Annotated in this window: 22 protein-coding genes; 16 read left to right on the forward strand and 6 right to left on the reverse strand. The window is 68.2% G+C overall.

Annotation, left to right across the window (positions count from 1 at the left end):
- Positions 1-10: 10 nt before the first annotated feature.
- Positions 11-1,210, reverse strand: coding sequence for a hypothetical protein (locus tag ACFC4D_RS07925; RefSeq protein WP_375963243.1), 1,200 nt, complete (start codon positions 1,208-1,210; stop codon positions 11-13).
- A gap of 206 nt (positions 1,211-1,416) precedes the next feature.
- On the opposite strand from ACFC4D_RS07925, the gene ACFC4D_RS07930 reads away from it, so the two are divergent.
- Positions 1,417-2,799, forward strand: coding sequence for an FHA domain-containing protein (locus tag ACFC4D_RS07930; RefSeq protein WP_376062180.1), 1,383 nt, complete (start codon positions 1,417-1,419; stop codon positions 2,797-2,799).
- 5 nt (positions 2,800-2,804) lie between these two features.
- Here ACFC4D_RS07930 and ACFC4D_RS07935 read toward each other — a convergent pair whose 3' ends face one another.
- Positions 2,805-4,250 carry a metallopeptidase gene (locus ACFC4D_RS07935; RefSeq protein ID WP_376062261.1) on the reverse strand — a complete coding sequence of 482 codons (1,446 nt, stop codon included), beginning with the start codon at positions 4,248-4,250 and terminating at the stop codon, positions 2,805-2,807.
- 251 nt (positions 4,251-4,501) lie between these two features.
- Here ACFC4D_RS07935 and ACFC4D_RS07940 point away from each other — a divergent pair, with 251 nt between their 5' ends.
- From ACFC4D_RS07940 to glmM, 5 genes are all read left to right on the forward strand, one after another.
- Positions 4,502-7,228 carry an FHA domain-containing protein gene (locus ACFC4D_RS07940; RefSeq protein ID WP_376062181.1) on the forward strand — a complete coding sequence of 909 codons (2,727 nt, stop codon included), beginning with the start codon at positions 4,502-4,504 and terminating at the stop codon, positions 7,226-7,228.
- A gap of 84 nt (positions 7,229-7,312) precedes the next feature.
- Positions 7,313-9,499, forward strand: a complete 2,187-nt coding sequence (locus tag ACFC4D_RS07945; protein WP_376062182.1) for a hypothetical protein — start codon at positions 7,313-7,315, stop codon at positions 9,497-9,499.
- A gap of 170 nt (positions 9,500-9,669) precedes the next feature.
- Positions 9,670-10,113, forward strand: coding sequence for a 50S ribosomal protein L13 (rplM, locus tag ACFC4D_RS07950; RefSeq protein WP_364640699.1), 444 nt, complete (start codon positions 9,670-9,672; stop codon positions 10,111-10,113).
- Positions 10,110-10,622 carry a 30S ribosomal protein S9 gene (gene rpsI / locus ACFC4D_RS07955; RefSeq protein ID WP_364640696.1) on the forward strand — a complete coding sequence of 171 codons (513 nt, stop codon included), beginning with the start codon at positions 10,110-10,112 and terminating at the stop codon, positions 10,620-10,622. Before rplM ends, rpsI begins: the two co-directional genes overlap by 4 nt.
- Positions 10,623-10,781: 159 nt before the next feature.
- Positions 10,782-12,149 (forward strand): phosphoglucosamine mutase, encoded by a 1,368-nt coding sequence (glmM, locus tag ACFC4D_RS07960; RefSeq protein ID WP_376062183.1) that lies wholly within the window; start codon positions 10,782-10,784, stop codon positions 12,147-12,149.
- Between the two features lie 83 nt (positions 12,150-12,232).
- Here glmM and ACFC4D_RS07965 read toward each other — a convergent pair whose 3' ends face one another.
- Positions 12,233-13,873, reverse strand: coding sequence for an ABC-F family ATP-binding cassette domain-containing protein (locus tag ACFC4D_RS07965; RefSeq protein ID WP_375963255.1), 1,641 nt, complete (start codon positions 13,871-13,873; stop codon positions 12,233-12,235).
- 116 nt (positions 13,874-13,989) lie between these two features.
- Here ACFC4D_RS07965 and ACFC4D_RS07970 point away from each other — a divergent pair, with 116 nt between their 5' ends.
- The 4 genes from ACFC4D_RS07970 (at position 13,990) to ACFC4D_RS07985 (ending at position 16,942) form a co-directional block, all read left to right on the forward strand.
- Positions 13,990-14,184: a PspC domain-containing protein gene (locus ACFC4D_RS07970; protein WP_364640687.1), complete on the forward strand. Its 195-nt coding sequence runs from the start codon at positions 13,990-13,992 to the stop codon at positions 14,182-14,184.
- A 122-nt stretch (positions 14,185-14,306) separates the two neighbouring features.
- Positions 14,307-14,615 (forward strand): DUF6802 family protein, encoded by a 309-nt coding sequence (locus ACFC4D_RS07975; protein WP_364640684.1) that lies wholly within the window; start codon positions 14,307-14,309, stop codon positions 14,613-14,615.
- Positions 14,616-14,645: 30 nt separating this feature from the next.
- The gene (locus tag ACFC4D_RS07980) at positions 14,646-14,960 is read left to right on the forward strand and encodes a hypothetical protein (RefSeq protein WP_375963259.1); all 315 of its coding nucleotides are present in this window, start codon (positions 14,646-14,648) and stop codon (positions 14,958-14,960) included.
- Complete coding sequence (locus ACFC4D_RS07985) at positions 14,957-16,942, forward strand: hypothetical protein (protein ID WP_376062184.1); 1,986 nt, start codon at positions 14,957-14,959, stop codon at positions 16,940-16,942. The genes ACFC4D_RS07980 and ACFC4D_RS07985 overlap by 4 nt, the downstream gene beginning before the upstream one ends.
- A 146-nt stretch (positions 16,943-17,088) precedes the next feature.
- Here ACFC4D_RS07985 and ACFC4D_RS07990 read toward each other — a convergent pair whose 3' ends face one another.
- Positions 17,089-17,952 (reverse strand): dienelactone hydrolase family protein, encoded by an 864-nt coding sequence (locus ACFC4D_RS07990; RefSeq protein ID WP_375963265.1) that lies wholly within the window; start codon positions 17,950-17,952, stop codon positions 17,089-17,091.
- Between the two features lie 101 nt (positions 17,953-18,053).
- Here ACFC4D_RS07990 and glmS point away from each other — a divergent pair, with 101 nt between their 5' ends.
- Positions 18,054-19,922, forward strand: coding sequence for a glutamine--fructose-6-phosphate transaminase (isomerizing) (glmS, locus tag ACFC4D_RS07995; RefSeq protein WP_376062185.1), 1,869 nt, complete (start codon positions 18,054-18,056; stop codon positions 19,920-19,922).
- Between the two features lie 56 nt (positions 19,923-19,978).
- Here the strand turns inward: glmS and ACFC4D_RS08000 are convergent, their stop codons facing one another.
- Complete coding sequence (locus ACFC4D_RS08000; protein WP_376062186.1) at positions 19,979-20,398, reverse strand: cupredoxin family copper-binding protein; 420 nt, start codon at positions 20,396-20,398, stop codon at positions 19,979-19,981.
- Between the two features lie 184 nt (positions 20,399-20,582).
- On the opposite strand from ACFC4D_RS08000, the gene ACFC4D_RS08005 reads away from it, so the two are divergent.
- Entirely contained in the window at positions 20,583-22,016 is a 1,434-nt protein-coding gene (locus ACFC4D_RS08005; RefSeq protein ID WP_376062262.1) for an NAD(P)H-hydrate dehydratase, read from the forward strand.
- A 43-nt stretch (positions 22,017-22,059) separates the two neighbouring features.
- Complete coding sequence (locus ACFC4D_RS08010; protein WP_376062187.1) at positions 22,060-23,151, forward strand: amidohydrolase family protein; 1,092 nt, start codon at positions 22,060-22,062, stop codon at positions 23,149-23,151.
- 34 nt (positions 23,152-23,185) lie between these two features.
- Here ACFC4D_RS08010 and ACFC4D_RS08015 read toward each other — a convergent pair whose 3' ends face one another.
- On the reverse strand, positions 23,186-24,073 hold the full coding sequence (locus ACFC4D_RS08015; RefSeq protein ID WP_376062188.1) for a LysR substrate-binding domain-containing protein: 888 nt from the start codon (positions 24,071-24,073) through the stop codon (positions 23,186-23,188).
- 70 nt (positions 24,074-24,143) lie between these two features.
- On the opposite strand from ACFC4D_RS08015, the gene dapA reads away from it, so the two are divergent.
- Genes dapA through tsaE form a run of 3 tightly spaced genes read left to right on the forward strand, consistent with a single transcriptional unit; the run spans position 24,144 to position 26,692 of the window.
- Positions 24,144-25,037, forward strand: a complete 894-nt coding sequence (dapA, locus tag ACFC4D_RS08020) for a 4-hydroxy-tetrahydrodipicolinate synthase (RefSeq protein ID WP_376062189.1) — start codon at positions 24,144-24,146, stop codon at positions 25,035-25,037.
- Positions 25,038-25,097: 60 nt separating this feature from the next.
- A complete protein-coding gene (alr, locus tag ACFC4D_RS08025) occupies positions 25,098-26,243 on the forward strand; it encodes an alanine racemase (protein ID WP_376062263.1) in 1,146 nt (381 codons plus the stop codon).
- Positions 26,240-26,692, forward strand: coding sequence for a tRNA (adenosine(37)-N6)-threonylcarbamoyltransferase complex ATPase subunit type 1 TsaE (tsaE, locus tag ACFC4D_RS08030; RefSeq protein WP_364640656.1), 453 nt, complete (start codon positions 26,240-26,242; stop codon positions 26,690-26,692). The genes alr and tsaE overlap by 4 nt, the downstream gene beginning before the upstream one ends.
- The last annotated feature ends 27 nt before the right edge of the window (positions 26,693-26,719 follow it).

Below are 26,719 nucleotides of genomic sequence, written 5' to 3' on the forward strand. Positions count from 1 at the left end.
GCGCATCGGGTCACAGACTGTTGGCCAGCAATGCGTACTGCGCGGCGATCTTCTGCCGCACATCGGGTTCGTCATCGCTGCTCACGACGCCGATATAGCGCTTGTAGACGACATAGCAGCGGTTCTTGAACTCGGAATCGGTGTCGCCCTTACTGTTCAATTGCACGCATTTGGCGCCGGGCACGTCATTGGGGGCGGCGACGCTGTCGTAATGGTCGGTCTCATCGGCGAGCAGGGCGGGCATGAGCGCCTGCGCGCCCGCGTCGTCCCGGGCGCGGATCAGCCACGCCTCGCCGACCGTGGCGAGCGCGTCCGCGCCGCTGTCGGTCACGGCCTGCTGGATCTTGGTCTCGTTATTGGCGTTGTGCACGATCTTGGTGCCGCCGTAGACGGCGAACTGCTTCGGATCGGGGACGTGCCCGTTGCGATCCTTGATCACCGCGCGCGCCAGCAGATCGTTCGGATCCACCTTCAGCGAAGTCAGATTGGCCTCGGGGGTGGGGGTGTAGTGATCCAGCACCGGGACCTGCGCGTCGAAGGTCTTGCGCACCCAGGACAGCAGATCCTGCTGATCGGCGGTCGGGCGCTCGATGAACAGCGAGACGACGTACTGCTTATAGGGCAGGAACGCGCCGATGGTCGCGATGCCCGGCCGCCAGTGGATGAAGGCGTCGGGGTACTGGCTGAGCGCGAGCTTCTTGTTCAGATCCGGGGCCACGCCGAAATCGGCGTCCTCCAGTTCGCGCGCCGCGGTTTTGGCGGTCTTGTCGTCCGAGAAACGCATCACCATATTGGTGACCGAGGTGCCGCCCTTCTGGGTGGGCCCGCCGGGCTGATCCGCGCCGCTGGCGGCGAAGGCGGTGATCAGGTGATTGCGGTCCAGCACCGGCTGGGAGGTCGCGGCCAGCCCGACCTTGGTGGCGTCGGCGGTATCGGTGGTGGCGCGCCCGCCGCCGCCGTACACCAGCGACGGGTCGATCTTGACGGTGGGCACCACGGCTTCGGACATCCGGAAGCCTTCCAGCAGTGGGCCGTTGGAGCCCGCGTCCTGCGCATAGGTGTGCCGGTCGACCGGATAACCGCCCACCTCGAGCTTGCGGACATCGATCTCGCCGGGGGTCGCGGTACCGCTGACGCTGCACGCGGTCAGCGATAGTGCGGTGAGTGAAACGCATGCGGCGAAGAGTGCTCTGCGTGAATTCCGAACCATGAGGGTCCTCGTTCCTCCCGTACGGTGCATTCAAAATAACGGACCGCGCCCGCCGCCGGGCGCGGTCGAAGATCACCGGACCCGGCGCGATGCCGTCCTACCCTCATCGCGCGACGGTGGCTCGGACGCAACGCGGAGCGGCAACGTAACCTGGTCGGTGTGCTGAACATCCCGCGCCGCGCGAACACCGGGGGCCGGTTCCATTGATGGATCGGCAGGTCGAGGTTGTCGCGGGCGCGCATATGGTGCTGCGGGCGGCAGGGGCGGTAATCCTGGTCGCGCACCGGGAACGGGGAGCACTCACGGCGGATTCACGCGCCGCCATCGCCGGACGGGCACTGGCCGACCTGGTCCTCGAAGCCACCGAACAGGCCCCCGACGGACCGGGTCGCCTGATCGCGCGGCAGGCCACGCGCTGGCTCATGAAGGAAGCCGAGCGCATCTCACCCGGGGTTCCCGTGGAATTCGGCATCCTCTCGGCCGCCGAAACCGGCGGGGTCGCGCTCTTCCTGCACGGTTCGGTGACCGCGGTGCTGGCCGGACCGGCCGTCGAGTACTACCGCGGCAGCGATGCCGCGTTCACCGTGGATCGGGTCGCCGCGCATCCGGCCCGCGCGGCCGCGCTCTTCGCCGAGGACGCCGTGCGACAGGTGCCCGAGCTGCCCGAGCGCGGAATAGGTTCCCTGGTAACGGGAATCGCGCAGGCCGCGGGCGCGATCGTCTGGTTCGAGGGCGAGCCCGCGCGGACCTGGCAGCCCCGCGTCCACCCGGAGTTCGACACCCGAGCCGAGCCGATCCCGGTCGAGTTGGAGTCGACGCAGGTCGATATGCCCGCGCCGACCGCGGCCTTCGATCCGGAGCCGGATCGGATTCCGCTGGACCCCAACCTGACTCCGACCCGCACCTCCAACCGGATTCCGGTGGATCTGGATCGGGACTTCGAATCATCCTCCGGTACCGCCGGTTACGACGACACCGATGAATCCGAGGCCGCCACGGCCGGTTACGACCCGCATCGCGCGCCGACCGAGATGGGCGGCACCAATCCCGCACCCAAACCCGATCCGGGATTGCAGCGGCGGCTGGAGGCGACCGCCAAGGCGACCACGCTCACCGTCAAGGTGCTCGGATTCAAGTGTGCGCGTGCGCATCCCAGCGATCCGCGCTCGGCGTTCTGTTCGGTGTGCGGGATGCCGGTGGATCAGACGCAGCCGGTGGCCGAGGTGATCCGGCCGCCGCTGGGGATGCTGGTGCTCGATGACGGTATGACGTACATGCTGGCCACCGACGCGGTCGCCGGGCGTGATCCGGAACAGTCCGAGGCGGCGCGAGCCGGATTGGCGCCCTTGAAGATCGACGATTCCTCCGGCGGCATGTCCCGCGCGCACGCCGAGATCCGGCTGGTGAACTGGGATGTCACCGTGGTCGATCGGGGTTCCACCAACGGCACCCGGGTGCGGCCGCCCGGCTATCGGGATTGGATTCGGCTGCAACCGAATCAGCCGATGCTGCTGATGCCGGGCGCGGAGGTCATGCTCGGCAATCGGGTGCTGCGCCTGGAGCCGATCGCCCCGCCGCCCTTCGGCTGAACGGTCTAGGAATACCTGGACGTGCAGGTGTTCTGGTTGCCGAGCACGCCCGCGCGGAAGGCGTCCACGCGGGAGAATCCGCTCGGCACCGTGCGGCCGTCGGTATCGCTGGCCGCGAGGCCGTCGGTGAGCAGGCCCGAGACCGCCTCGTCCAGATCGCCGGGGGAGAGGCTGATATTGCCGTTGGCCTTGGATCTGTTGGGGTCCGCCAGTTTTCCGGTGATCACACCCGACAGGCAGGCCGCCCGCAATCCGGTTTTCGCGCCCTTGAGCGCCTGTCCGGCGCTCTGCTGCACGGCCAGCGCGTATCGCGAGATGTACACCACGTAGGCGGTGAAATCGCCGGTCACCTTGACCGGCAACGCATCCTGTCCGTCATCGTCGGCGACGCCGCGATCGTGCAGTGCGGGCAGATCGGTGCCGATGGTATTGCTGGACGGGCAGTAGGTGACCGGTTCGGTGTCCTTACCGTTGCTGCAGTTCAGTTTCGCGCCGTCGAAGGTGTATTTGGGTTCCTTCTTGATCGGCATGATGTCGGCCATGGCCTTGGACAGTTCATCGAGATTGGTTCTGTCCACATCGGATTGGCCATTGGTGGTGTCATTGCCGAAGGACTGCGGCAGATTGCCGCGCCGCCGGTCGATCTCCTTGGTGTCGATGCCCTTGCAGCCCTTGCCGCCGTCGGTGAAACCGATCTGCACCGCGGTGACGCGTTCGAACGCCGATCCGTGCACGCTGCCCGGATCGCTGGGATTGTCATCGCGAATGGCTACGGTGGCGGCCAGCACGGCGTTCAAACCGTCGGAGGTGTTGATGGTGAAATGCTTCGACTTGCCTTCGGCCACATTGCGAATGAACGCGCCAGCGAAGCAGTCCGCCTGCTGTTCCTTGACCAGGGTCGCGGTCTTGCGGCTGACGATATTGGCCATGGTCTGAATGGCGTGCCCGTACTCGTGGGCCAGCACCATCACCACGGCCATCTTGCCGAAGGTCTCCTGCACGGTGGGCAGCAGCACGCTGCGATCCCAGCCGATGGAGCCGTCCAGGCTGCAGAAGGCGGCATTGACCAGTCGGTAGGTGGATTCCTCGCAGAACTGCATGGCCTGCGCGCGTGGGGCTTTGGCGCTCCAGGACAGGAATTTGTCGACGGGTTTGAAGGCGCCGTCGAAATCGCGCGGATACTCGGCCTGCCAATAGGTCTGGATATCCTCGAGGGCGTTGAGCACGAGTTTGTCGATGGGTCCGCCATCGGAGTTCGCGGCGGTGAGCGTGCTGTCCGCAACTCCCGCGCGCGGGCCGTTGGGGCCACTGGTGGTGGGTAGTCCGGCGACCTTGAAGGGATCGTCGTAGATCGATACCGCGCGCCCGCGCACATCCCGGGTACAGCCGCTGAGCAGTACCGCGATCAGGGTGAGAACGGTGCAGGCCACCGTCAGCCGGCGTGCGCGTATCCCCACGTCTTCTCCCTCACCCGCCGACATTCCACCTCGGGACCGGGTGTGCCGACGTCGTTCCCGGTCCGAGCCCACGCATATTATCCGCCGAATCCGCTGTTCGTTGTCCGGGTTGGCTGCGGCTGGGAAGGGTTGCAACGGGGCTGTAATGCCGGATTCGCGGTGTCTGCCGGAACCTTTACAGACCGATCGGTATCCGTCTGCTTACTCCTGCGGCTCTGAGCGGGGCAGACGGTAGTATCCGGGCCATGTCTTCACCGGGGGCGCAGCAGATCACCGTGCGTCATGAAGGAACCGATCGGGTTTTCGACGCGAGCCAGCAGATCACCATGGGGCGGGCGCCGGAGGTCACGCTGTTCGTGGACAGCCCACTGGTCTCCCGGGTGCACGCCACTCTGGCCTGGCGCGGCAACGGGTGGGTGCTGGCCGACAATGGCAGCACCAATGGGGTTTTCGTCGATGCGCGGCGGATCGGCCAGCCGATTCCGATCGACCGGCCCATGCAGGTCCGGCTCGGCGACGCCATCACGGGACCGCTGCTGCACCTCATCCCACGGGTGGGAATGCAGCAGCCGCCGTCCGGGCAGCAACCCCAGCAGCAACCGCCCTCGGGACAGCAGCCGCAGCAGCGCTGGACGCCGCCGCAGAATTACGCTCCGCCGCAGCAGAATCGGCCGCCGACACCGGCGCAGCAGCAGCCGCAGCAGCGGCCGCCCGCACAGGGGCAGCAGCCGATCAACTATGTGCGGCCGCCGCGTTCGGGTCAGGCCGCGCACGGCCACGCGCAGCCCGCCCATGGTCAGCCGCCGAAATCCGGACAGCCGCCGCGTTCATCGCAGCCGCCGTCGCAGGGGATGCCGTCGCAGGGCTTGCCATCGCAGGGAATACCCGCGCACGCGCCGCAGTCCGCCGCACAACCGTCGCTGCCGATGCATCCGGACGCACCGGACAACATCAATATGACCGCCAAGGCCAGCGTCGCCGCCGCCCCGCCGGTGCGCGCCCGCGCCTCCACCGGTCCGGCCGCGCGCGCGGACCGAATCCCGCAGGGCGGCTTGCACATCGGCCGCACCAGCGATAACCAGATCGTCGTCAACGATCCGCTGGCCTCGCGCCGGCACGCCCGCCTGCTGTCCGATCGCGGCAATCTCGCCATCGAGGATCTGGGCTCGGCCAACGGCACCTTCGTCAACGGCCGCCGCGAACAGCGCGCGGTACTGCGCGATCGCGACATCATCACCATCGGCAATGTCGACTTCGAGGTGCAGCAGGGCACGCTGGTGCGCCGCGAGCGCCCGGCCGCCGAACAGGGTCTGCACGTGCACGGCGTCGGCTTCACCGTCGAGGGCAACAAGCAGCTGCTCGTCGATGTGAACATGGCCGCCGGGCGCGGCACCCTCACCGCGCTCATCGGCCCGTCCGGCGCGGGCAAGTCCACGCTGTCCAAACTCATCGCGGGAACGACCCAGCCGTCCGCGGGCGTGGTCACCTTCGAAGGGCGCGGGCTGCACGCGGAGTACGAAGCGCTGCGCTCCCGCATCGGTATGGTGCCGCAGGACGATGTGCTGCACCGGCAGCTCACCGTCAAGCAGGCGCTGAGCTTCGCTGCGCAATTGCGCCTGCCACCCGATACCAGCAAGGCCGACCGCAAACGCGTCATCGACGGTGTGCTGGCCGAACTCTCGCTCACCCAGCACGCCGACACCCGCGTGGACCGGCTCTCGGGCGGTCAGCGCAAGCGCGCCTCGGTGGCCATGGAACTGCTCACCGGTCCGTCACTGCTGATCCTGGACGAGCCCACCTCGGGCCTGGATCCGGCGCTGGACCGGCAGGTCATGACCATGCTGCGCGAGCTCGCCGACGCCGGGCGCACCGTCATCGTGGTCACGCATTCGGTTGCCTGCCTTGACATGTGCGATCAGGTGCTGCTGCTCGCGCCGGGCGGTAAGACCGCCTTCGCCGGGCATCCCGGCAGCGTGCGCGACTTCCTGGGCACCAGCGACTGGGCGGAGATCTTCACCCGCGTCGCCGCCGATCCGGACCGCGCCTTCGCGAATTTCCGCTCCCGCCAGGCGTTTGCGCCACCGCCACCGGCGGTGCAATCGGTCGAGAAGGCCAAGCCGCCGAAATCCAGTGCGTTCAAACAGTTCTCGACACTGTCCCGCAGACAGTTGCGATTGATCTTCGCCGATCGCGGATATCTGGCGTTCCTGCTGATACTCCCGTTCGTGCTGGGCGGACTGTCACTGGTGGTGCCGGGTAAGAACGGCTTCCAAAAGGGCGGCTTCACCCAGATGCCGGACGGGTCATACGTCATGACCGGCGGCAGTGAGGCGCAGCAGTTGCTGGTGGTGCTGATCCTCGGCGCCTGCTTCATGGGCTCCACGCTCACCGTGCGTGATCTGGTGGGTGAACGCGCCATCTACCACCGTGAGCGCGCCGTCGGATTGCGTTCCGGCGCATACCTGATGTCGAAGGTCGTGGTGTTCAGCCTGGCCGCGCTGTTGCAGGCGGGCGTCATGATGGGCATCGTGCTGGCGGGCAAGAAACGGCCCGGACCGGGCGCGGTGCTTTCCGCGGGTAGTGCCGAGCTGTACATCGACATCGCCTTGACCGCGGTCACCTGCGTGGTGGTCGGACTGCTGCTGTCCACGCTGGCCAAATCCAATGAGCAGGTGATGCCGCTGCTCGTGGTCATCATCATGTGCCAGCTGGTGATGGCGGGCGGCATGATCCCGGTCACCGGCCGCGTTGTGCTGGAACAGGTTTCGTGGCTGTTCCCGGCCCGCTGGGGTTACGCCTCCGGCGCGTCGACGGTGAACATCCGGGAATTGTTCCCCAGCGCGCAGGCCGATGCGCTGTGGAAGCACGAGGCGGGCATCTGGTTCCTCGACAACGCGATGCTGCTGGTGCTGGCCGTGGTGCTGTCGCTGCTCACCTGGTCGCGGCTGCGGCTGAAGAAGTCCGCCTCATGAGCATGGCCTTCGTGACCGGCCGAAAGGGCATCCAGTGAGTAGGGAGTCGCGCGCTTCCTCCGGCGAGCAGGCACACTGATGGCTGTGACAGCTCGAGTTGGGGCAGTACATCTCGGCTGGGACGTGGTGTCGGTGGCCGCCGGTGGTGGTGGCGCGCCGATCCGTCCCGTCCAGGTCGAAGGAACCTATACGCCGCCCGCGTACCTGCTGGCGGACGCGTCCGGCCGGTTGCACACCGCGGGTGTGGACCGGCGGCCGGACGTCGGCATCGCCATCAGCGATGTGCGCGACATCCTGGGCCATCCGCAGATCGTGGTGGCGGGCGCGACCTGGCCCGCCGATCTGGTCTTCCGGGCGCGCATGCACAATCCGCTGGCCTCGGTGACCGAGCATCTGGGCGGACCGCCCGATGTGCTGGCCGTGCCGTTCCCGGACGAATGGCCCGACCCCAAGGTGGACGAGTTCATCCGGCTGGTCGAACAGCTCGGCGTGGTCGCCGAGGCGCTGCCCGAATCGGTGGCGATGTCCGGCTATATCCGGGCGCTCGGACTGGTGCGCCCGCCCGGTCGCGGGGCCGCGGTCGGGGCGACCGGGGTCTACTCGGACGGGCGCGACTGCCTGGTGGTCGCCGTGCACGGTGATGACGAGGAGCCCACCGAATCGGTGAGCGTGCCCATCACCGCCGACGCGCTGCACTCCGCGCGCGCCGCCGACAATGTGGTGATCGAGGTGATGGCCGCCGCACGCGGTATCAACGCCGACACCTCCACCGTGCTGCTCGCCGGGAACGTGTGCTTCAACGACGCCCTGCGACTGGCCTTCCAGAACCATCTCGGGCACCGCTTCCAGGTCGCCGAACATCCGATGCACGCGCTCGTGCTCGGGGCGACGCATCTGCTCGTCAACGACAGCGACCTGAGCGCCGAGGCGATGGCCGCGCGGCCGGAAACCCAGGTGCCACAGCCGGGTCCGGCTCCCGTGGCACCCCGGCCCGCCGCCCCGGCCGATACCGCCTCCGGCGCGGGTGAGGTCAGGCCGCTCGAACAGGGACCGCGAAATATCCCGCAGCCCGCCGATTCCGGTGCGCCGCGTGCCGAATCCCAGCGGCCCGCAGCACCTTCCACCGGTCCGCAGCCGCAATCGGTTGCGCCGCCGCAGGGCCCGCAGCCGAGCGGGCAGCAGCCCGGACCGGCCCAGCAGCCGGGACAGGCTCCGCAGCCTGCCGCCGCGCAGGCCGGTGGCGACGCCGCCGCGATGGGTGAAACCCGCCGCATCACAGCGGAAGACGTGGCGCAGATTCCGACCGCCTCGCGCGGCGGACTGCCGCCCGGACTGGCCGGGGTGGGTGGCCGATTCACCCGGCCGCCGGGAACTCCGGCCGATGATCAGATGACCGCCATCGTGGGCCGCACGCCGCCGCCCGGGCAGGAGCAGTGGCCTCCCGCTTCCGGTGGACAATCGAATCCCGCTGCGGGACAACCGCATCCCGGTGCGCAGCAACAGCCTCCGGCGGGTGGGCAGCAGTCCCCGCCCGGTGGACAGCCGAATACCGGTGCGGGACAGTCGAATGCGCCCGTGGTGCAGTACGGCCCCGGCTACGGTCCACAGGGCGGTCAGCAGGGGCAGCCGGGCTACGGCCAGCAGGCCCCGCCGCAGCAGGGACAGGGTGCGCCGCAGCAGGGTTACGGCCAGCCCGGACAGGGCGGATACGGCCAGCAGGGCGGCGGTTACGGGCAGGGCGGTTACGGCGGCCCGGGTGCGAACTTCGCTGGTCCTTCCGGAAACGCTCCTGGTCAGGCCGGTGCGATGTACGGTGGGTCGATGCCGCAGAGTGGGTCGCGTCAGTCGAATCCGCAGATGTCGGAAGGCAGTGCCGGTCAGTCTGATTCGGGCTCCGGTGGCGAGGGGGAAGGCAAGCGCAAGAACAAGCTGTGGAACAAGATGAAGGGCAAACGCTTCGGTGCGCCCATCATCATCGGGGTGGCCGCGCTCAGCGCCATGGGCGTGCACTCCGACAGTGAACCCGTGGACCTGGCCGCGCTGGCGGGCGATCTCACGGCCGTGCACAGCATCCGCGACGTGCTCGACACCCATCTCATCGATGAGCTGTGCGCGATCACGCCCTCCGTCTCGACGGTGCCGCACTCGGGCATCTCCAGAATCGACGAGCCGCAGCACCTGAACTGCCAGACCCTGGGGATAGACACCCTGCGCTACACCATCCCCGGCCCGGTCCGCGGCGTCGACCCGGGCCCGCCGGTCCAGATCTGAGCATCGCCCGGTTTCAGGTCGGCGGTAGCGCACTGGTATCGTTCTCCGTTGGCGTTCGGTACAGCCCGGGTTCTCCCTGGCCGTCCCACGAGTCCCGGGTCTCCACCAGCCGCCGGGGTCGCTCGACCGCATGCCTGGCTGGCACCACATACGACAGACAGGGAACGACTGTGCCTACGTACAGCCCGAAGGCGGGTGACGTGACCCGCAAGTGGTACGTCATCGACGCCACTGACGTAGTGCTCGGCCGTCTCTCCGTCGCAGCGGCCAACCTGCTGCGCGGTAAGACCAAGCCGACCTACGCGCCGAACGTCGATGGTGGCGACTTCGTCATCATCATCAACGCTGACAAGGTTGCCATCTCCGGCAACAAGCGTGAGAACAAGTTCATCCACACCCACTCCGGGCACCCGGGCGGTCTCAAGTCCCGCTCCGTCGGCCAGATCCTGGACACCCGCCCCGACCGTCTGGTCGAGCGCGCCGTCAAGGGCATGATCCCGAAGAACAAGCTGGGTAACAGCATCGGCGGCAAGCTGAAGGTCTACGCAGGCCCGAACCACCCGCATGCCGCTCAGCAGCCCATCCCCTTCGAGATCAAGCAGGTTGCCCAGTGACCGCTCCTGAGGAATTCAACGACGACTACGTCGTCGAGGACACCACCGTCGAGGTCGTCGAGGAGGGTGACGGCTACGAGGCCGAGTACACCGCCGAGGAGACCTTCGCGCCGGTTCTCATCGATCGCCCGATCCAGACCGTCGGCCGTCGTAAGGAAGCCGTCGTTCGCGTGCGTATGGTGCCGGGTACCGGCAACTTCGTGCTGAACGGCCGCACCATCGAGAACTACTTCCCGAACAAGGTGCACCAGCAGCTGGTCAAGTCGCCGCTGGTGACCGTCGAGCGCGTCGAGTCCTTCGACATCTTCGCTCGCCTGGTCGGTGGCGGTCCCTCGGGTCAGGCCGGCGCGCTGCGCCTGGCCATCGCCCGTGCGCTGATCGAGGTCACCCCGGACGACCGTCCCGCCCTCAAGCGTGCCGGCTTCCTGACTCGTGACCCGCGTGCCACCGAGCGTAAGAAGTACGGCCTCAAGAAGGCCCGTAAGGCGCCTCAGTACTCGAAGCGCTGATTTTTCGTCGCACGGCTCTACCGTGCCCGCCCCTTTTCGTGGACGGGCACGGTACGGTCTACGCGGCAACCTGTACGAGAGCAGGCTCCCCGCAACGGTTTTCGACCGTCGCACCGGGCGCCTGCTCTCGTGCTGTATCGACCTATCAGGGGTGAGGTTATGGGACGTTTGTTCGGCACCGACGGAGTCCGCGGGCTCGCCAACGACTCGTTGAGTCCCGAGTTGGCGCTTGCCGTGTCGAGTGCGGCCGCGCAGGTGCTCAGCCGGGGCAAGAAGCGTGCGCTGGCGGTCGTCGGCCGTGATCCGCGCGCCAGCGGCGAAATGCTGGAAGCCGCCGTCACCGCCGGCCTGACTTCCGCGGGCGTGGACGTGCTCTCGGTCGGCGTGCTGCCGACGCCCGCCGTCGCCTACCTGACCGGCGTCTTCGACGCCTGCCTGGGCGTGATGATCTCCGCCTCGCACAACCCCATGCCGGATAACGGCATCAAGATCTTCGCGGCGGGCGGGCACAAGCTCGACGACGCCATCGAGGACCGCATCGAAGCCCTCATCGCCGAAGGCGGTTTCCACCGCCCGACCGGCGGGGCCATCGGGCGCGTGCTCGGCAAGCCCGGACAGCTGTTCGGCGCGCACGATCAGTACAGCCTCGAAGGCACCCACGAACGCTATGTGGAACATCTGGTGGAAGCCACCGGGCGCGACCTGAGCGGACTCACCGTGGTGGTCGACTGCGCACACGGCGCGGCCTCGGAGGTCGGCCCCGCGGCGCTGCGCGAGGCAGGTGCGACGGTTATCGCCATCAACGCCGATCCCGATGGCTTGAATATCAATGACGGTTGCGGCTCAACGCATCTGGAGCAGATTCAGCGCGCGGTGCGCGAGCACGGCGGCGATCTGGGACTGGCGCTGGACGGCGACGCCGATCGCTGCCTGGCGGTGGACGCACAGGGCACTGTGGTCGACGGCGATGCCATCATGGCCATTATCGCGCTGGCCATGCGGGACTCCGGTGAGCTTGCCGAGAACACGCTCGTCGCGACCGTCATGAGCAATCTCGGGCTGCATATCGCCATGCGCGATGCGGGAATCGCCATGCGCACCACCGCCGTCGGCGACCGCTACGTGCTGGAGGAGTTGCGCCGCAGCGGGCTCAATCTCGGCGGCGAGCAGTCCGGACATGTGGTGCTGCCACAGTTCGGCACCACCGGCGACGGTGTGCTCACGGGTCTGAAGCTCATGGCGCGGATGGCCGAAACCGGCCGCACCCTGGCCGATCTCGCGTCCATCGTGCGAACGGTGCCGCAGGTGCTGGTGAACGTGCACGTCTCGGACAAGGCCGCCGTCGCCTCCGCCCCGGAGGTGCTGGAGGCGGTCGCCGAGGGGGAGCGGCTGCTGGGTGACACCGGGCGAATCCTGTTGCGCCCCAGCGGTACCGAGCAGCTCGTACGGGTCATGGTGGAGGCCACCGATCCGACCCAGGCGCAGCGGCTCGCGGACGATCTCGCCAAGCTCGTCGCGGCTGTCTGAACGCCGTCCCGATCGAATACATAAGCGCCCCTCGATCATTCGATCGAGGGGCGCTGTGCTGTCGACATTCGGCCGCGCCGTCGTTATTCCTCGGTGAGCTTGCCCGCGTCGAGGTGCCAGCGGCGGGTGGCTCGGACATTGTCGAGCATGCGGCGGTCGTGGGTCACCAGTAGCACTGTGCCGGTGAAGGATTCGACGGCCTGCTCGAGCTGCTCGATGGCGGGCAGGTCCAGGTGGTTGGTGGGCTCGTCCAGGACCAGGAGGTTGACGCCCCGGGCCTGCAACAGCGCCAGCGCGGCGCGGGTGCGCTCGCCGGGGGAGAGGGTGTCGTTGGGGCGCAGCACATGTGGACCGCGCAGGCCGAATTTGGCCAGCAGGGTGCGGACTTCGGCTTCGGGCCAGTCCGGGATCTCGGCGCTGAAGGTGTCCGCGAGGGTGTCGGTGCCGCGGAACAGGCCGCGGGCCTGATCCACCTCGCCGATGGCGACGCCGGAGCCCAGGTGTGCGGATCCGGTGTCCGGCTTGGTCTTTCCGAGCAGCAGGGACAGCAGGGTGGACTTGCCCGCGCCATTGGCTCCGGTGAGGACGATGCGGTCGCCGTAGTCGACCTGCAGGGTGATCGGGCCGAGGGTGAAATCGCCGCGGGTGACGGTGGCGTGCGACAGCGTGGCCACCACCGTGCCGCTGCGCGGGGCGGCGGCGATGATCATGCGCAGTTCCCACTCCTTGCGCGGCTCCTCCACCGCGTCCAGGCGTTCGATGCGCTTGATCGTCTGCTTGACCTTCGACGCCTGCTTCTCGGTCGATTCGGCGCGGGTTTTGCGGCCCATCTTGTCGGAGTCGTTCTTGCCCTTGCGGCGGGCGTTGCGGACACCGTGTTCCATCCAATTGCGTTGCATGACAGCGCGTGCTTCGAGTCCGGCCTTGGTATCGGCGAACTCGTCGTACGCCTCGCGGGCGTGCCTGCGGGCGATATCGCGTTCCTCCAGATAGGACTCGTAGCCGCCGTCGTAGACGCCAACCTGCTGCTGCGCCAGATCCAGTTCCACGATGCGATTCACGGTGCGGGCCAGGAACTCTCGGTCGTGGCTGATCACCATGAGCGGCTCGCGGACGCCGGTGACGAACTGCTCCAGGCGATCCAGGCCACTCAGATCGAGATCGTTGGTCGGCTCGTCGAGCAGCAGAATGTCGAAGCGGGACAACAGGACCGAGGCCAGACCGGCGCGGGCGGCCTGACCGCCGGACAGCACCGTCATGGGGGTGTCCAGGCCGTGCGGGAGGCTCTCGCTCAGGCCGAGATCGGCGGCGATCTCGTCGGCGCGCTGTTCCAGATCCGCGCCGCCCAGGGCCAGCCAGCGTTCCAGGGCGGGGGAGAATTCGTCCTCACCGCCGTCGGCCAGGCGTTCGGCGGCCTCGTCCATGGTGCGCTGGGCTTCGCCGACGCCGGTGCGGCGGCGCAGGAATTCCAGCACCGTCTCACCTTCGACGCGTTCGGGTTCCTGGGCCAGATAGCCGACGGTGGCGTCGGGCGGGCTGAGGGTGATCTCGCCTTCCGGGGCGCGCCCGTCGGCCAGCATGCGCAGCAGGGTGGACTTTCCGGCGCCGTTCACCCCGACCAGGCCGATCACATCGCCGGGGGCCAGCACGAGATCGAGGTCTTCGAAGAGGGTGCGTTCGCCGTGTCCGGCAGCGAGTCCGCGCGCATGCAGAGTGGTGCTCACCTGCGCAATTGTGCCCTGTTCGGGGTTGCACCCTGACTCCGGGCCTACTGAAGTTCAGGGTCGGAATGGGTCATGGGACCGATGCCGGGCCGGGTCGCGACAAGGAAAGTGGAGATATGACTACTCAGACCACGAAGCGTCTTACCCGTTCCAGCCAGGACAAGTGGATCGCCGGAGTCTGCGGCGGGCTCGCCGAATACTTCGGTATCAGCGCCGGACTCGTTCGGTTCCTGTTCGTGCTGTCCTGCCTGCTGCCCGGACCGCAGTTCGTGCTGTACCTGATTCTGTGGGTGGTGATTCCGAAGCGCTGACGCGTGTTTCGCGCGTGGGCGAGTTGTGCACAGCTGAGAGTTATCCACAATCGGTATGAAGCTGCTGCGTGGGTGTTGCGCGGATGACAGGATGGTAACCACGTCATCGCGGAGGAGCGCATATGGTCACATCGGGTGATCTGCCGGGGCTTGACCTGCCGAATTTCGACTCGCACACCGAACTCGGTGCGCTCGGCGCCGTCGAACTACAACATCCCACGCAGGATATCGACGGCGACGGCCTACTCGACACCGTGACCACCACCAGCGATCACGCCATGCACGTGTGGACTGATCTGGATCACGACGGTTACGCCGACCATGTCACCGTCGTGGACAGCGGGGGTGACTACTCCGCCTGGGAGTTCCACCACCACCCGGACGGCAGTAGCGAGTGGGTCCGCACAGACGAAGGCCGCCTGGGCAAATAACCGAACCGGGGGGTTCGACGAGGGGGATCGATGCCTGGATTCAACGCGCTCGGAGTAGATCTCGACGCCCTGCGCACCACCGTCACCGCATTGCGCGGCAGCGCCGAAACGCTGGGGCGGCAATCCCGGCGCATTACCGAACACCCCCTCGGCCCCGACCACGCGGGCCGCGACTATGCGGCGCAGGGCGCGGCAATCCACGCGGGCCTCGAGCGCATTGCGGCCTGCCTGGCGCACTGGAGCACCGCCACGGGCGCCATCGCCGATGTATTCGACCACGCCGCAACCGAATACGACCGCATGGATCGCGAGCGCGCCGCCCAACTCACGGCGGTGCACCCGTGAGCTTCGACGCCACCGGCAAATCGGCAGACCAAATCCTCGACTACGGCGCGCCGGGCCTGGAGTACTGGGAACAGTTCCTGCCCAGATACGCCAAAGCCTTCGACGCCCACCGCGACGCCTCGCTCCCGGCCCTGCAAGCCGCCTACGACGAACAGCGCGGCGCGAACCTGCCCCAATTCGACACCGCCGCCACCGAATTGGCGAAGGCGCTGGCCGAGGCCGAATCCCAATGGTCGGCGCAATGGACAGCCGCCCAATCGCTCCCCACCCTGTGGACCGGCCCCGCCGGTGCCGAGGCGCAAACCACCCTCATCGCCCACTTGCGCCGAGCCAGAACAGATCTCGACGCCGCAAATACGGCCGCCGCCGCTCTCGCCGACCTCATCGAGCCTCTCCGCCAAGCCGTTCTCACCAAGGCCGAGTTCACCCTCGCCCTCCTCGATCACTCACCGAGCGGCACAGGGAAACTCGCGATAGACGGCAAATCCCCCGAAGACGTCGACACCCTGATAGCCGATAACGCCACCTACTGGCTCACCACCACCTTCAAACCCGATATCGAGCACAAACTCGACACCTTCACCGCCGCATGCAAATCCACCGACACCACCTTCGAATCCCACTACGCCACCGCCATAAGCGCCCTCACCCAGGTCCTCGACCTCTCCTACCCGCATCCCGCCGCCCTCACCCCGCCCGCCCCGTCTCCGGAACCCGTTCCCTCCCAACCAAATCACTCGGTCCCGCCTCCCGTCACAGCAGGATCCGTACCTCCTGCGACGGTGAGCACCGCCCCCACCACTACCGCAGGGACGGCACCCGCGACGGTAGGCACCGCACCTTCCGCAACGGTGGGCACCGCACCTTCCCCCACCGCCGCCCAGCCGGTCCCAGCCCAATCGCAGCCACAACTCCACCCGGAGACGTCGCTGAACGCGAGCCCGCAGCAGCCCCCGGACGGTGCGACCCGACCCCAATCCGCTCCTATCCCCGAAGGTGCGGCGCAGCCCCAACCGATCCCGAATAACGCTGCACCCGAAAGCATCCCGCCCGCCCAGCCGGGCCCCACCTCACCGGGTACCGCGGCCCCCACCCGCTCCAATCCCGCCACCGCGAGCGAACCCACCACCTCTCCCGACCACACCGGCCAAGGCAACCACCCGGATTCATCAGCCAGCCCCCTCACGGCCCTGACCGACCTCATCAAATCCCTGATCTCCGGCCTGGACCTCAGCACCCTGACCGATCTCCTCCACCCTTCGACCACCCCCGGCGACCCGTCCACCCCGGACCCGAACAATCCGGACCCGAACGGTCAGGACAATTCAACAGCTGGTCAGCCAAACCACCCGGCTGCCGATCCAGCCGCCCCGCCGAAACCCGCAACACCCCAACCCGATACGAACCCGGACTGCGGAACGGCCGAAAACGCCGCTCCGCCGGACAAAACACACCCCGCCCCGAACAATCCGGCACCCGCCCCGAACCCCGAGGGCCAATGCCCTCCCCAGCTCCCGGCCTGCCCGACGTCACCGGACACCAAAACCCAAGCACCGCACGAAGGATGTCAGCCATCCACACCCGGCCCAGATGCCCAGACCCGCATCGGCACCTGCCCGGCCCCGAATACGGACATCCCCGAAGCTCCGCACACTGGATGCCCGCCACCTCATCCGGAGTGCCGTGACCAACCGAACATCGATGACTCACTCCCGCAGCGGGAGTGCAAGCCACTCAACGGCGACTCGCCGGAAACGGGCAGGATCCCGCCCGAAACCAGTGATGCGGCCCCACCTCCACCGGGCGGAGTCGCCACACCGCCGATCGATCCCCAGTCCCCCGGCAGCAACTCGCCCGCCCCGACCCCGGAAAACCCCGCGCCGGACAGCAACCCGCCCCTCGACAACCACGGAGACACCGCCGTCGAAATCCCCGACTCCGGCCTGGAGATACCGGAGATTCCCCCAGACGTAGCCGACTAGTGCCGCTTCCAGAAGGTTCATGCGCCAACCGGGATGACGAAGAGGGTTCCTGCACAGCAGTTTCGGACGTGCCATGCATGCCACTACTCAGCCGGGGCCGCCGCGCTTGCGCCCGCCTGTGCGTCCGCCGAGCGGGCCCTCCGAAGCTACTTGCGCAGGGCCTGGACCAGTTGGAGGATGGGGAGTTTTTGTGGCTCGGCGGGTTCTTCCTCGACGGCTTCGGGGTCGACGATTTGGGTGTGGGGGATGACGGCTTCGGGGTCGGCGAAGGGTTTGTATTTCTTGTCGCCGAGGAGGGTGTAGTTGAGGAAGCCGACCAGGAGGGCTCGGGTGAGGCGTTCGGTTTTGGGTTCGTGCTTGCCCGCGCCGAGGGCGGCCAGGGCGCGGCGGCCCTCGACCATGCCGTTGTGGGTGGCGCGGTCCAGCGAGCGCAGGGTGGCGGGGCCGCCCCAGGCCAGGCCGAGCGGGATGGCGTTGGAGCTGACCGCGTCGATGTCCTCGGCACCCGCCAGGATCAGTGCGGGAGCATCGATTCCGGGGGCGAGGGACTCGCCGGAGGGGGCGGTGGGGGAGGGGTAGAGGGCTGCCACCGCGGACACCTCGCGCTGCGAGGCGGCGATGATCGCCGCGCCCGCGCCCATACCGTGCCCGGCGAGGGCGAGCTTGTCCGGATGCACGCTGATATCGCCCGAACCCAGCCGCACACCCGTGCAGATGTCCAGGGTGGTTACCAGATCCGTCGCCAGGTTCAGGTGCGAGGGAATCGGGCCGCGCTCGGTATCCGGGGCGGCCGCGACGTAACCCCACGACGCCAGATGCTCCAGCAGTCGCCGATAGTTCGCCGCCCCGGCCAGCCAGCCGTGCCCGAATGCCACCGCGGGTAGGTTGAGCCCCTTCTCGGGCGTGTAGACCACGCCCGGTTGCCCGGCTATGCCGAGGTTGCCGCGCAGCACCGCATGCGGGCCGCGGGCGGTCAAGGTGCTCAGAAGCGATTTCACAGACGCCGACACGAGAGTGAACTTATCCGATCGTCGCGTGCTTGGGGCGTTTCGCCCGGTCCCGCGCGCATCCGGATTCGCACACCGCCCCGGCCTCGGTAGGCTGAGCCCCCATGTGCGGAATCGTGGGGTACGTCGGGTACAGGGATGCCCTCGGCGTGGTGGTTGACGCGTTGCGCCGCATGGAATATCGCGGCTACGACTCCGCCGGAGTCGCCATTCTCGACGGCCTGGGCGGGCTCGCCGTCGAACGCAAGGCCGGTCGCCTGGCCAATCTCGAGGCGGAACTCGCCGAAACCGGAATCGACGGATTCGGCGGCACCACCGGTATGGGCCACACCCGCTGGGCCACACACGGCGCGCCGACCGATCGCAACGCGCACCCGCATCGGGATGCGACCGCGCGGGTCGCGGTGGTGCACAACGGCATCATCGAGAACTTCGCGCCACTGCGCCGCGAACTCGAGGACGCCGGAATCGAACTCGGCAGCGATACCGATACCGAGGTCGCCGTGCACCTGGTGGCGCGCGCCTACGCCGCGGGCGATACCGCCGGGGATTTCGTCGGCTCCGCGCTCGCGGTGGTGCGCCGCCTCGAAGGCGCGTTCACGCTGCTCTTCACACACGCCGACCATCCCGGCACGATCGTGGCCGCTCGCCGCTCCACCCCGCTGGTGGTCGGGGTCGGTCAGGGCGAGATGTTCCTGGCCTCGGATGTGACCGCGTTCATCGAACACACCCGGGAAGCCGTTGAGCTCGGCCAGGATCAGGCCGTCGTCATCACCGCCGACTCGTACACCGTCACCGATTTCAACGGCTCGACCGAAGGCGTGCGCACCCGCCCCTTCACCATCGACTGGGATCTGGCCGCCGCCGAGAAGGGCGGCCACGACTACTTCATGCTCAAGGAAATCGAGGAACAGCCCGCGGGTGTCGCGGACACGCTCATCGGGCATTTCCTCGACGGCCGCATCGTGCTCGACGAACAGCGCCTCGCCGATCAGGAACTGCGCGAATTCGACAAGGTGTTCGTAGTCGCCTGCGGCAGTTCGTATCACGCGGGCCTGCTCGCCAAATACGCCATCGAACACTGGACCCGGCTGCCCGTCGAGGTCGAGCTGGCCAGCGAATTCCGCTACCGCGACCCGGTGCTGGACCGCTCCACCCTGGTGGTCGCCATCTCCCAATCCGGGGAGACCGCCGACACGCTCGAAGCGGTCCGGCACGCCAAGGATCAGAAGGCGCGAGTCCTGGCCATCTGCAACACCAATGGCGCGCAGATCCCCCGCGAATCCGACGCCGTGCTCTACACCCGCACCGGACCGGAGATCGGCGTCGCCTCCACCAAGGCGTTCCTGGCGCAGATCACCGCCAACTACCTGGTCGGCCTGGCGCTCGCGCAGGCTCGCGGCACCAAGTACCCGGATGAGGTGGCGCGCGAATTCGCCGAACTCGAGGCCATGCCGAAACTCGTGGCGCGCGTATTGGAATCGGGTGATCAGATCCGCGCCCTGGCCCGTGAACTCGCGCATGTGGAAACCGTGCTGTTCCTCGGCCGTCACGTCGGCTACCCGGTCGCCCTGGAGGGCGCGCTGAAGCTCAAGGAACTGGCGTACATCCACGCCGAGGGTTTCGCGGCGGGTGAACTCAAGCACGGGCCCATCGCGTTGATCGAAGAGGGTCTGCCCGTCTTCGTGGTCATGCCGTCCCCGAAGAGCCGCGCGGTGCTGCACTCCAAGCTGCTGAGCAATATCCGCGAGATCCAGGCCCGCGGCGCGCGCACCATCGTGATCGCCGAGGAGGGTGACGACACCGTGCGTCCCTTCGCCGACCATCTCATCGAAATCCCGGCGGCCCCAACCCTTTTCCAGCCTTTGCTGGCGACGGTTCCGCTTCAGATCTTCGCCGCCGAGGTGGCGCAGGCGCGCGGCTACGACGTGGACAAGCCCCGCAACCTCGCCAAGTCCGTCACCGTCGAATAGCCCGAATCCAGGGATTTCAGGGGCGTAAGCCCCTGAAAGCCAGGAGGGTTCGTCTTCTATTCGACGGTGACCGTGCCCTTCATATCCGGATGCAGCGGGCACAGGTAGCGGTAGGTGCCCGGCGTGGTGAAGGTGAAACTCCACTCGCCCTTGCGAATGATCGGGCTGTTGATACCGAGCGCGATATCGCCGATGCCCTGCACCGCGTGCGGGGCCTTGTCATCGAACTTCCAGGTGACCTTGTCGCCCGCTTTGACGGTGAGGGCGGCGGGGGAGAACTTCATATCCGCGACATTCACCGTCACATCGGCGGGCTGACGCGGACCAGATGGCGCGGCGGCGGAGCTGGTGGCCACCGTCGTCGTGGCCGTCGCCGACTTCGAGGAATCCGAACCGCAGCCGCTCGCGATCAGCGCCCCCGCGACGACGGTCACGAGCAGCAGCACACGGGCGGGCGAGGGGCGGCGGATAGGCATGCCAGCCAGCGTAACCGCCACGATTTGCGGGCAATTCGCAGGTGGTCGCCCGCCCGGAAATGACCGAACCGCCCGGCGGGTCATGCTGCCGTTCTCCCGCTCGGCGTAGTCTGCGTACGTCGTAGGCAGGCGGGGCTAGCCCGCGAATCTCGGTTGCGGGAGGCGAACGATGACCGGTCCGGCACTGCGCGGGTACTACACGGCCGATGAGGTGCGAGCCGCGGAAGCGGAGCTGTTCACTCGCGTGCCGGAGGGAATGCCCATGCGCCGTGCGGCTTTCGGGCTCGCCGAGGTGGTGCTGCGGGAATTGCGCGAACGGACCGGGGGAGTGGCCGGACGGGCGGTGACGCTGCTCGTCGGATCCGGTGACAATGGCGGGGATGCGCTGTGGGCCGGGTCATTCCTGCGGCGGCGAGGCGTCGCGGTGGACGCGGTACTGCTCTCGCCGGAACGGGCGCACGCGGCGGGGCTCCCCGCGCTGCGGAAGGCGGGCGGGCGAATTCGCTCCGATATCGGAACGCCCGCTCTTGTCATCGACGGAATCGTCGGCATCTCCGGGCGCGGACCGCTCCGGCCGGAAGCCGCGAAACTTGTTTCGGGAGTCGATGTTCCGATCATCGCGGCGGATCTGCCCAGTGGCGTGGATGCCGATACCGGCGTCGTCGCGGGTCCCGCCGTCCGAGCCGATGTCACGGTGGCCTTCGGGGCGTACAAGCCGGTACACGCGCTCGCGGCTCCCTACTGCGGTCGAATCGAACTGGTGCCCATCGGGTTACGACTCCCCGATCCGAATCTCGCAGCGCTGGAACCGGAGTCGATCGGAGCGTCCTGGCCGGTCCCGCACGCCACCGACGACAAATACACCCAGGGAGTCACGGGCGTCTGCGCGGGCAGCGCCAAGTATCCGGGAGCTGCGATCCTGTGCACCGGCGGCGCGGTGGCCGCCACCTCCGGCATGGTCCGCTACGCCGGAACCGGCTCGCCGCAGGTGCTCGAACACTTCCCGGAAGTCGTTGCCGCACCTTCTATTTCGGAAACCGGACGAGTCCAGTCCTGGGTCTTCGGCCCCGGCGCGGGCACCGATGCCGACGCCCGCGACCGCCTCGCCGAAGTCCTCGACACCGATCTGCCCGTCGTGGTGGACGCCGACGGTCTCACCCTGCTCGCCGCTGACCCGGGCCTGCTGAGCGCACGCCGCGCACCTACCGTCCTCACCCCGCACGCGGGTGAATTCGCCCGCCTCACCGGCTCCGACCCCGCGCCCGACCGGGTGGCCGCGGTTCGCAAACTCTCCGACTCATGGCAGGTGACAGTCCTGCTCAAAGGCCGAGCCACCCTGATCGCCACCCCCGGCCACCCCGTTCTGGTCAATGAGGCGGGCGGCTCCTGGGCGGCCACCGCCGGTGCGGGCGATATCCTCTCCGGCGTCATCGCCGCCCTGCTCGCCTCGGGCCACGACCCCACCTGGTCCGCCGCCGCGGCTGCGCGAGTCCACGCTCTCGCCGCTAATCTCGCCGCACACGCGAACACCGTTGCGGGCGCTCCGATCTCGGCATCCCCGCTGCTGCACCACATCCGCGCGGCCATCGGCACCCTGCGCGAGCTGTCCGACCGCTGATCGTCCGATTGCCCATTGCTGAAACGCGTTCTAGGTTTGGGCCATGGGAGGGAATGTGAATCGCAAGATCGCGCTGCGTAATGTCCGGGTTTTCGATGGTACGAAGGTCGGGGCACCGGCCACGGTGGTGATCGACGGCTCGGTAATCGGCGTTGATGCCACGGGGGCGGAGGTAGTCGATGCCGACGGCGCTGTGCTCGTGCCCGGATTCATCGACGCGCATGTGCACCTGGACGAACTGAATGTGCTCAATCAGCTGGCAGCGCACGGTGTTACGACCGGACTCGAAATGGGCTCGCTCCAGTCCGAGTTGATTGCCGCACTGCGCGCACAGACCGGTGTGGCGACCCTGCGCAGTGCGGGTGTGCCGATTATCGGATCCGCCGGTGTGCACGCACAGGTGCCCGGTGTCGCCGACGTCGCGGTGATTCGCGGTCCCGAGGACGCCGAGGCGATGGTGGCGCAGCGCGTTGCAGACGGCTCGGACTACATCAAGCTGATCCTGGAGGCCCCGGGCGAAGGCGGGCCCGACGCGCGCAGTGCGAAAGCCGTTGTGGCGGAGGCGCATGCGCGGAATCTGCTGGTGATCGCGCACACCTCGACTCCCGGGGCGTACACGCTGGCGGTGGACTGCGGGGTCGATATCCTCACCCACATCCCGATGGGCGCGGTGCTGTCCGACGGTGAGATCGAGCGGATGGCGGCGGGAGGGCACATCGTGGTCCCGACCCTGACCATGATGGAGGGCTGTGCCGAACTGTTCGGCGTCGCACCCGCTTTCGCCGCCGCGCTGACCAGCGTCGGCGCGCTGCACGCGGCGGGGGTTCCGATCCTCGCGGGTACCGACGCCAACCGCACGCCGGGGGTGCCCTTCCATCCGGAACCCGGACGGAGCCTGCATCACGAACTGGAATTGCTTGTGCGCGCGGGTCTTTCGACCATTGACGCCCTCAATGCGGCGACGGCACTGCCCGCCCGGCACTTCGGACTCACCGATCGCGGTGTCATCGCACCGGGTATGCGCGCCGACCTGGTGCTGCTCGACGGTGACCCGGTCGCCGACATCCGCGCGACCCGCGCGATACGCGGAATCTGGTGCGGCGGTGTCGAACACCCGGTTGCCGATGATCTCTGACCGATCGAGTGCCATGCGTGCACCGCGCCCACGCTCACATAGATTGAACGGCCAGGTGCACGGCCGCTCGCCCGGCCGCGACGATGGGGTGATCCGCCGCGCCGCGCCGGTAGGCCAGGCGGGTGCGGCGGTGCGTCGGCAGGGGCGTGAGGATGATGCCGGGCGGGACGAATGACAAGCCCAGATCCGGCACCAGCGCCACGCCCTGACCGGCGGCGACCAAGGCCAGCACCGCGCCGAAATCATCGGCGTGATGACGGATGCGCGGGGTGAATCCGGCCGCGCGGCAGGCCCGAACCGTCATGGCGTGGCACAGCGTGCCCGGAGTGCTGGCAATCCACGAGGAATCACGCTGCGCGACAAGAGGTTCAGCTGTTCCTTCGGCTGCGGTGGCGGGCACGGCCAGGTGGACGGTTTCGGTGAGTAGCGGTTCGGTGTCCAGGCCGGGTTCGGGATCCATCGGGACGTAGTCGTATTCCTGGACCAGGGCGATATCCAGGGTTTCGGCGCGCAGGGCGGCGGGGGCGGCGGCCGGATCCAGTTCTGTGACAAGCAGTTCCAAGTGCGGGTGGGCGCGGCTGAGGGTCACCAGGGCGGGGGACAGGATGGTGCGGACCGCGGTGGGGAAAGCGCCGATGCGCAGGGTTCCGGTGAGTTCGGTTCGGGCCGTTGCCAATTCGGCCGTCGCCTGGGTGACCGTGGCCAGAATGGTCTCGGTGTGCTCGACCAGGCGCAGGGCGGCGGGGGTGAGGGTGACGCTGCGGCCGGTGCGTTCCAGCAGTGGCACCCCGGTTTCCCGCTCCAGTGCCGTGAGCTGCTGCGAGACCGCGGACGGGGTGTAGGACAGCGCCTCGGCTACGGCCGCGATGGTTTTGCGGTGCGCGAGTTCGCGCAGCAGGCGCAGGCGACGTAGATCCAGCATCAGTACAGCTTATGCTCGGCGGCAGAAACATGAAATGGACGTGACGGTCCAGCGCGACCAGGCTGATGGCATGACACTCACCGGGTTGTTCGTGCCGCTTGTCACCCCGTTCACCGCCACCGGAGCCGTGGCCGCGACCGCACTGGAGGGGCTCGCGCACGAGGTCCTCGACGCGGGGGCGACCGGAATCGTCGCACTCGGCACCACCGGGGAACCCGATCTGCTCACCGAGGACGAGCGCCGCCGCGTCCTGGACATCTGCGCGAATGTCTGCGCCGAACGTCAGGTTCCGCTCATCGCCGCCGCCGGATCGAATGTCACCGCGACCTCGACGCGCGCGCTCGCCGAACTCGACCCGCGGGTCACCGCCGCCCTCACCGTGGTGCCGTACTACCTGCGCCCCTCCGAAGCCGGTGTGCTGGAACACTTCCGGCAGCTCGCCGCCGCCAGTCCGGTCCCGCTGGTGATCTACCACATCCCGTACCGCACCGGCCGCACCCTGAGCGCCGAAACCCTGTGCCGCCTGGCCGAATTGCCGAATGTCGCGGGCTTCAAATACACCGCCGGGGGAATCGACGACGAGACCATCGCCTTCATGAGCCGGGCCGCCGATGACACCGCGGTGCTGGCCGGTGACGACCTGTACGCCGCGCCCCTGCTCGCCCTCGGCGCCACCGGAGCCATTCTGGCCTGCGCGAATATCGCCCCCGCCGCCTACGCCGAACTGGTCTCGGCCTGGCGTACCGGCCCCCTCGACCGCGCCCGTCGCATCGGCAACACCCTGGCCCCGCTCGCCTCCGCCCTCTTCGCCGAACCCAATCCCACTGTCCTCAAAGGAGTGCTGGCCGCCCAGGGCCGCATCCCCACCCCCGCAGTTCGCCTCCCGCTGCTCCCCGCCGGCGATACCGCCGTCGCCGCCGCCCTCACCGCACTCGAGTCCACCTACGCCCCGCACGCGATCTGAGCGCCGCGCCCCGCTCACGATGCCGGGTGTGACGGGTGTCGCGCCGCCCGGGATGGCAGGATCGGGGGCGTGAACAAGCCCGATCCGCAGGTGGAGACCGTCGTCGACCTAGCCGCCATCGCCCACAACGTGCGCATCGTGGCCGAGCACGCCGGGGACGCGGCGGTCATGGTGGTGGTGAAGGCGGACGGGTACAACCACGGCGCGATCGAGGTCGCCGCGGCCGCGCTGGCCGCGGGTGCGCGCGAAATCGGCGTCACCACCATCGAAGAGGCGCTGAAACTGCGCGCCGCCGGGATCACCGCGCCGATCCTGTGCTGGCTCAACACCTTCGACTCCGATTACGCGAGCGCCATCGCCGCCGATATCGAGATCGCGGTCTCGGATACGGCGCAATTGGAGGCCGTCGCCGCGGCCGCCCGCGCACTGGACCGCACGGCGATCCTCTCGCTCAAGGTCGATACCGGACTGAACCGCAATGGCATCGCCCCGGCCGAGTATCCGCGGGTCCTGACCCTGCTCCGCGAACTGGTCGACGATCGGACGGTCCGATTCCGCGCCATCTTCTCCCATCTCGCGCACGCCGACACCCCCGATCACCCGGGCATCGATATGCAGCGCGACCGCTTCCTCGAAGCCATCGCGACCGCGAAAGAGCACGGGCTGCAACCGGAATTGGTGCACCTGGCCAATTCCGCCGCCGCCCTCACCCGCCCGGACCTGGCCTTCGATATGGTCCGCCCCGGCATCGCCGTCTACGGACTGTCCCCGATCCCGGAGATCTCCGATTTCGGCCTGCGCCCGGCCATGACCCTGCGCGCCCGGGTCGCCCTGGTGAAACAGGTCGCCGCCGGTGAAGGCGTCTCCTACGGCCATCAGTGGATCGCCCCGCACGACACCACCGTCGCCCTCATCCCCGCCGGTTATGCCGACGGCGTGCCGCGCCCGCTGAGCGGCCGCTTCGACGTCTGGCTCGGCGGGGAACGCAGACCCAATATCGGCCGCATCTGCATGGATCAGTTCGTCGTCGACCTCGGCGACAACGCGGCCGGGGTCCGCGAAGGCGATCCCGCCATCCTCTTCGGCGGCGACGCGGGCGTCCCACACGCCCAGGAATGGGCCGACCTGCTCGGCACCATCAACTACGAAATCGTCTGCGCCCCACGCGGCCGCGTCGTCCGCACCTACATCGGCGGCGTCCGATGACCGCACCCGGTATGCGCACCCTGCCCACCGTCGAGGACACCGAAGCCCTCGGCCGCGAACTCGCCGCGCAATTGCAGCCCGGCGATCTGGTCATCCTCGATGGACCGCTCGGCGCGGGCAAGACCGCACTCACCCGCGGCATCGCCGCCGGGCTCGGCGTCCAGGGCCGGGTCAGCTCACCGACTTTCATCATCGCCCGCCAGCATCGCGCCGGCGACGACCCCACCTCCATCGCCCTGGTGCACGTGGACGCCTACCGCCTCGGCGGTGACCTCGACGAACTCGACGCCCTCGACCTGGACACCGACCTGCACGATGCCGTGGTGGTCGTCGAATGGGGTCTCGGCGTGGTCGAGCACCTGGCCGACCGCCACCTCCGCGTCCTGCTCCGCCGCGAATTCGACTCCGACATCCGCACCGCCGAATGGGAGTGGGTGTCCGCCAACTAGCGCGCGGGCCGCACACCGGGTCGAGTG

This window comes from Nocardia sp. NPDC056000 (assembly GCF_042269265.1).
In the GTDB taxonomy this organism is placed as follows: domain Bacteria; phylum Actinomycetota; class Actinomycetes; order Mycobacteriales; family Mycobacteriaceae; genus Nocardia.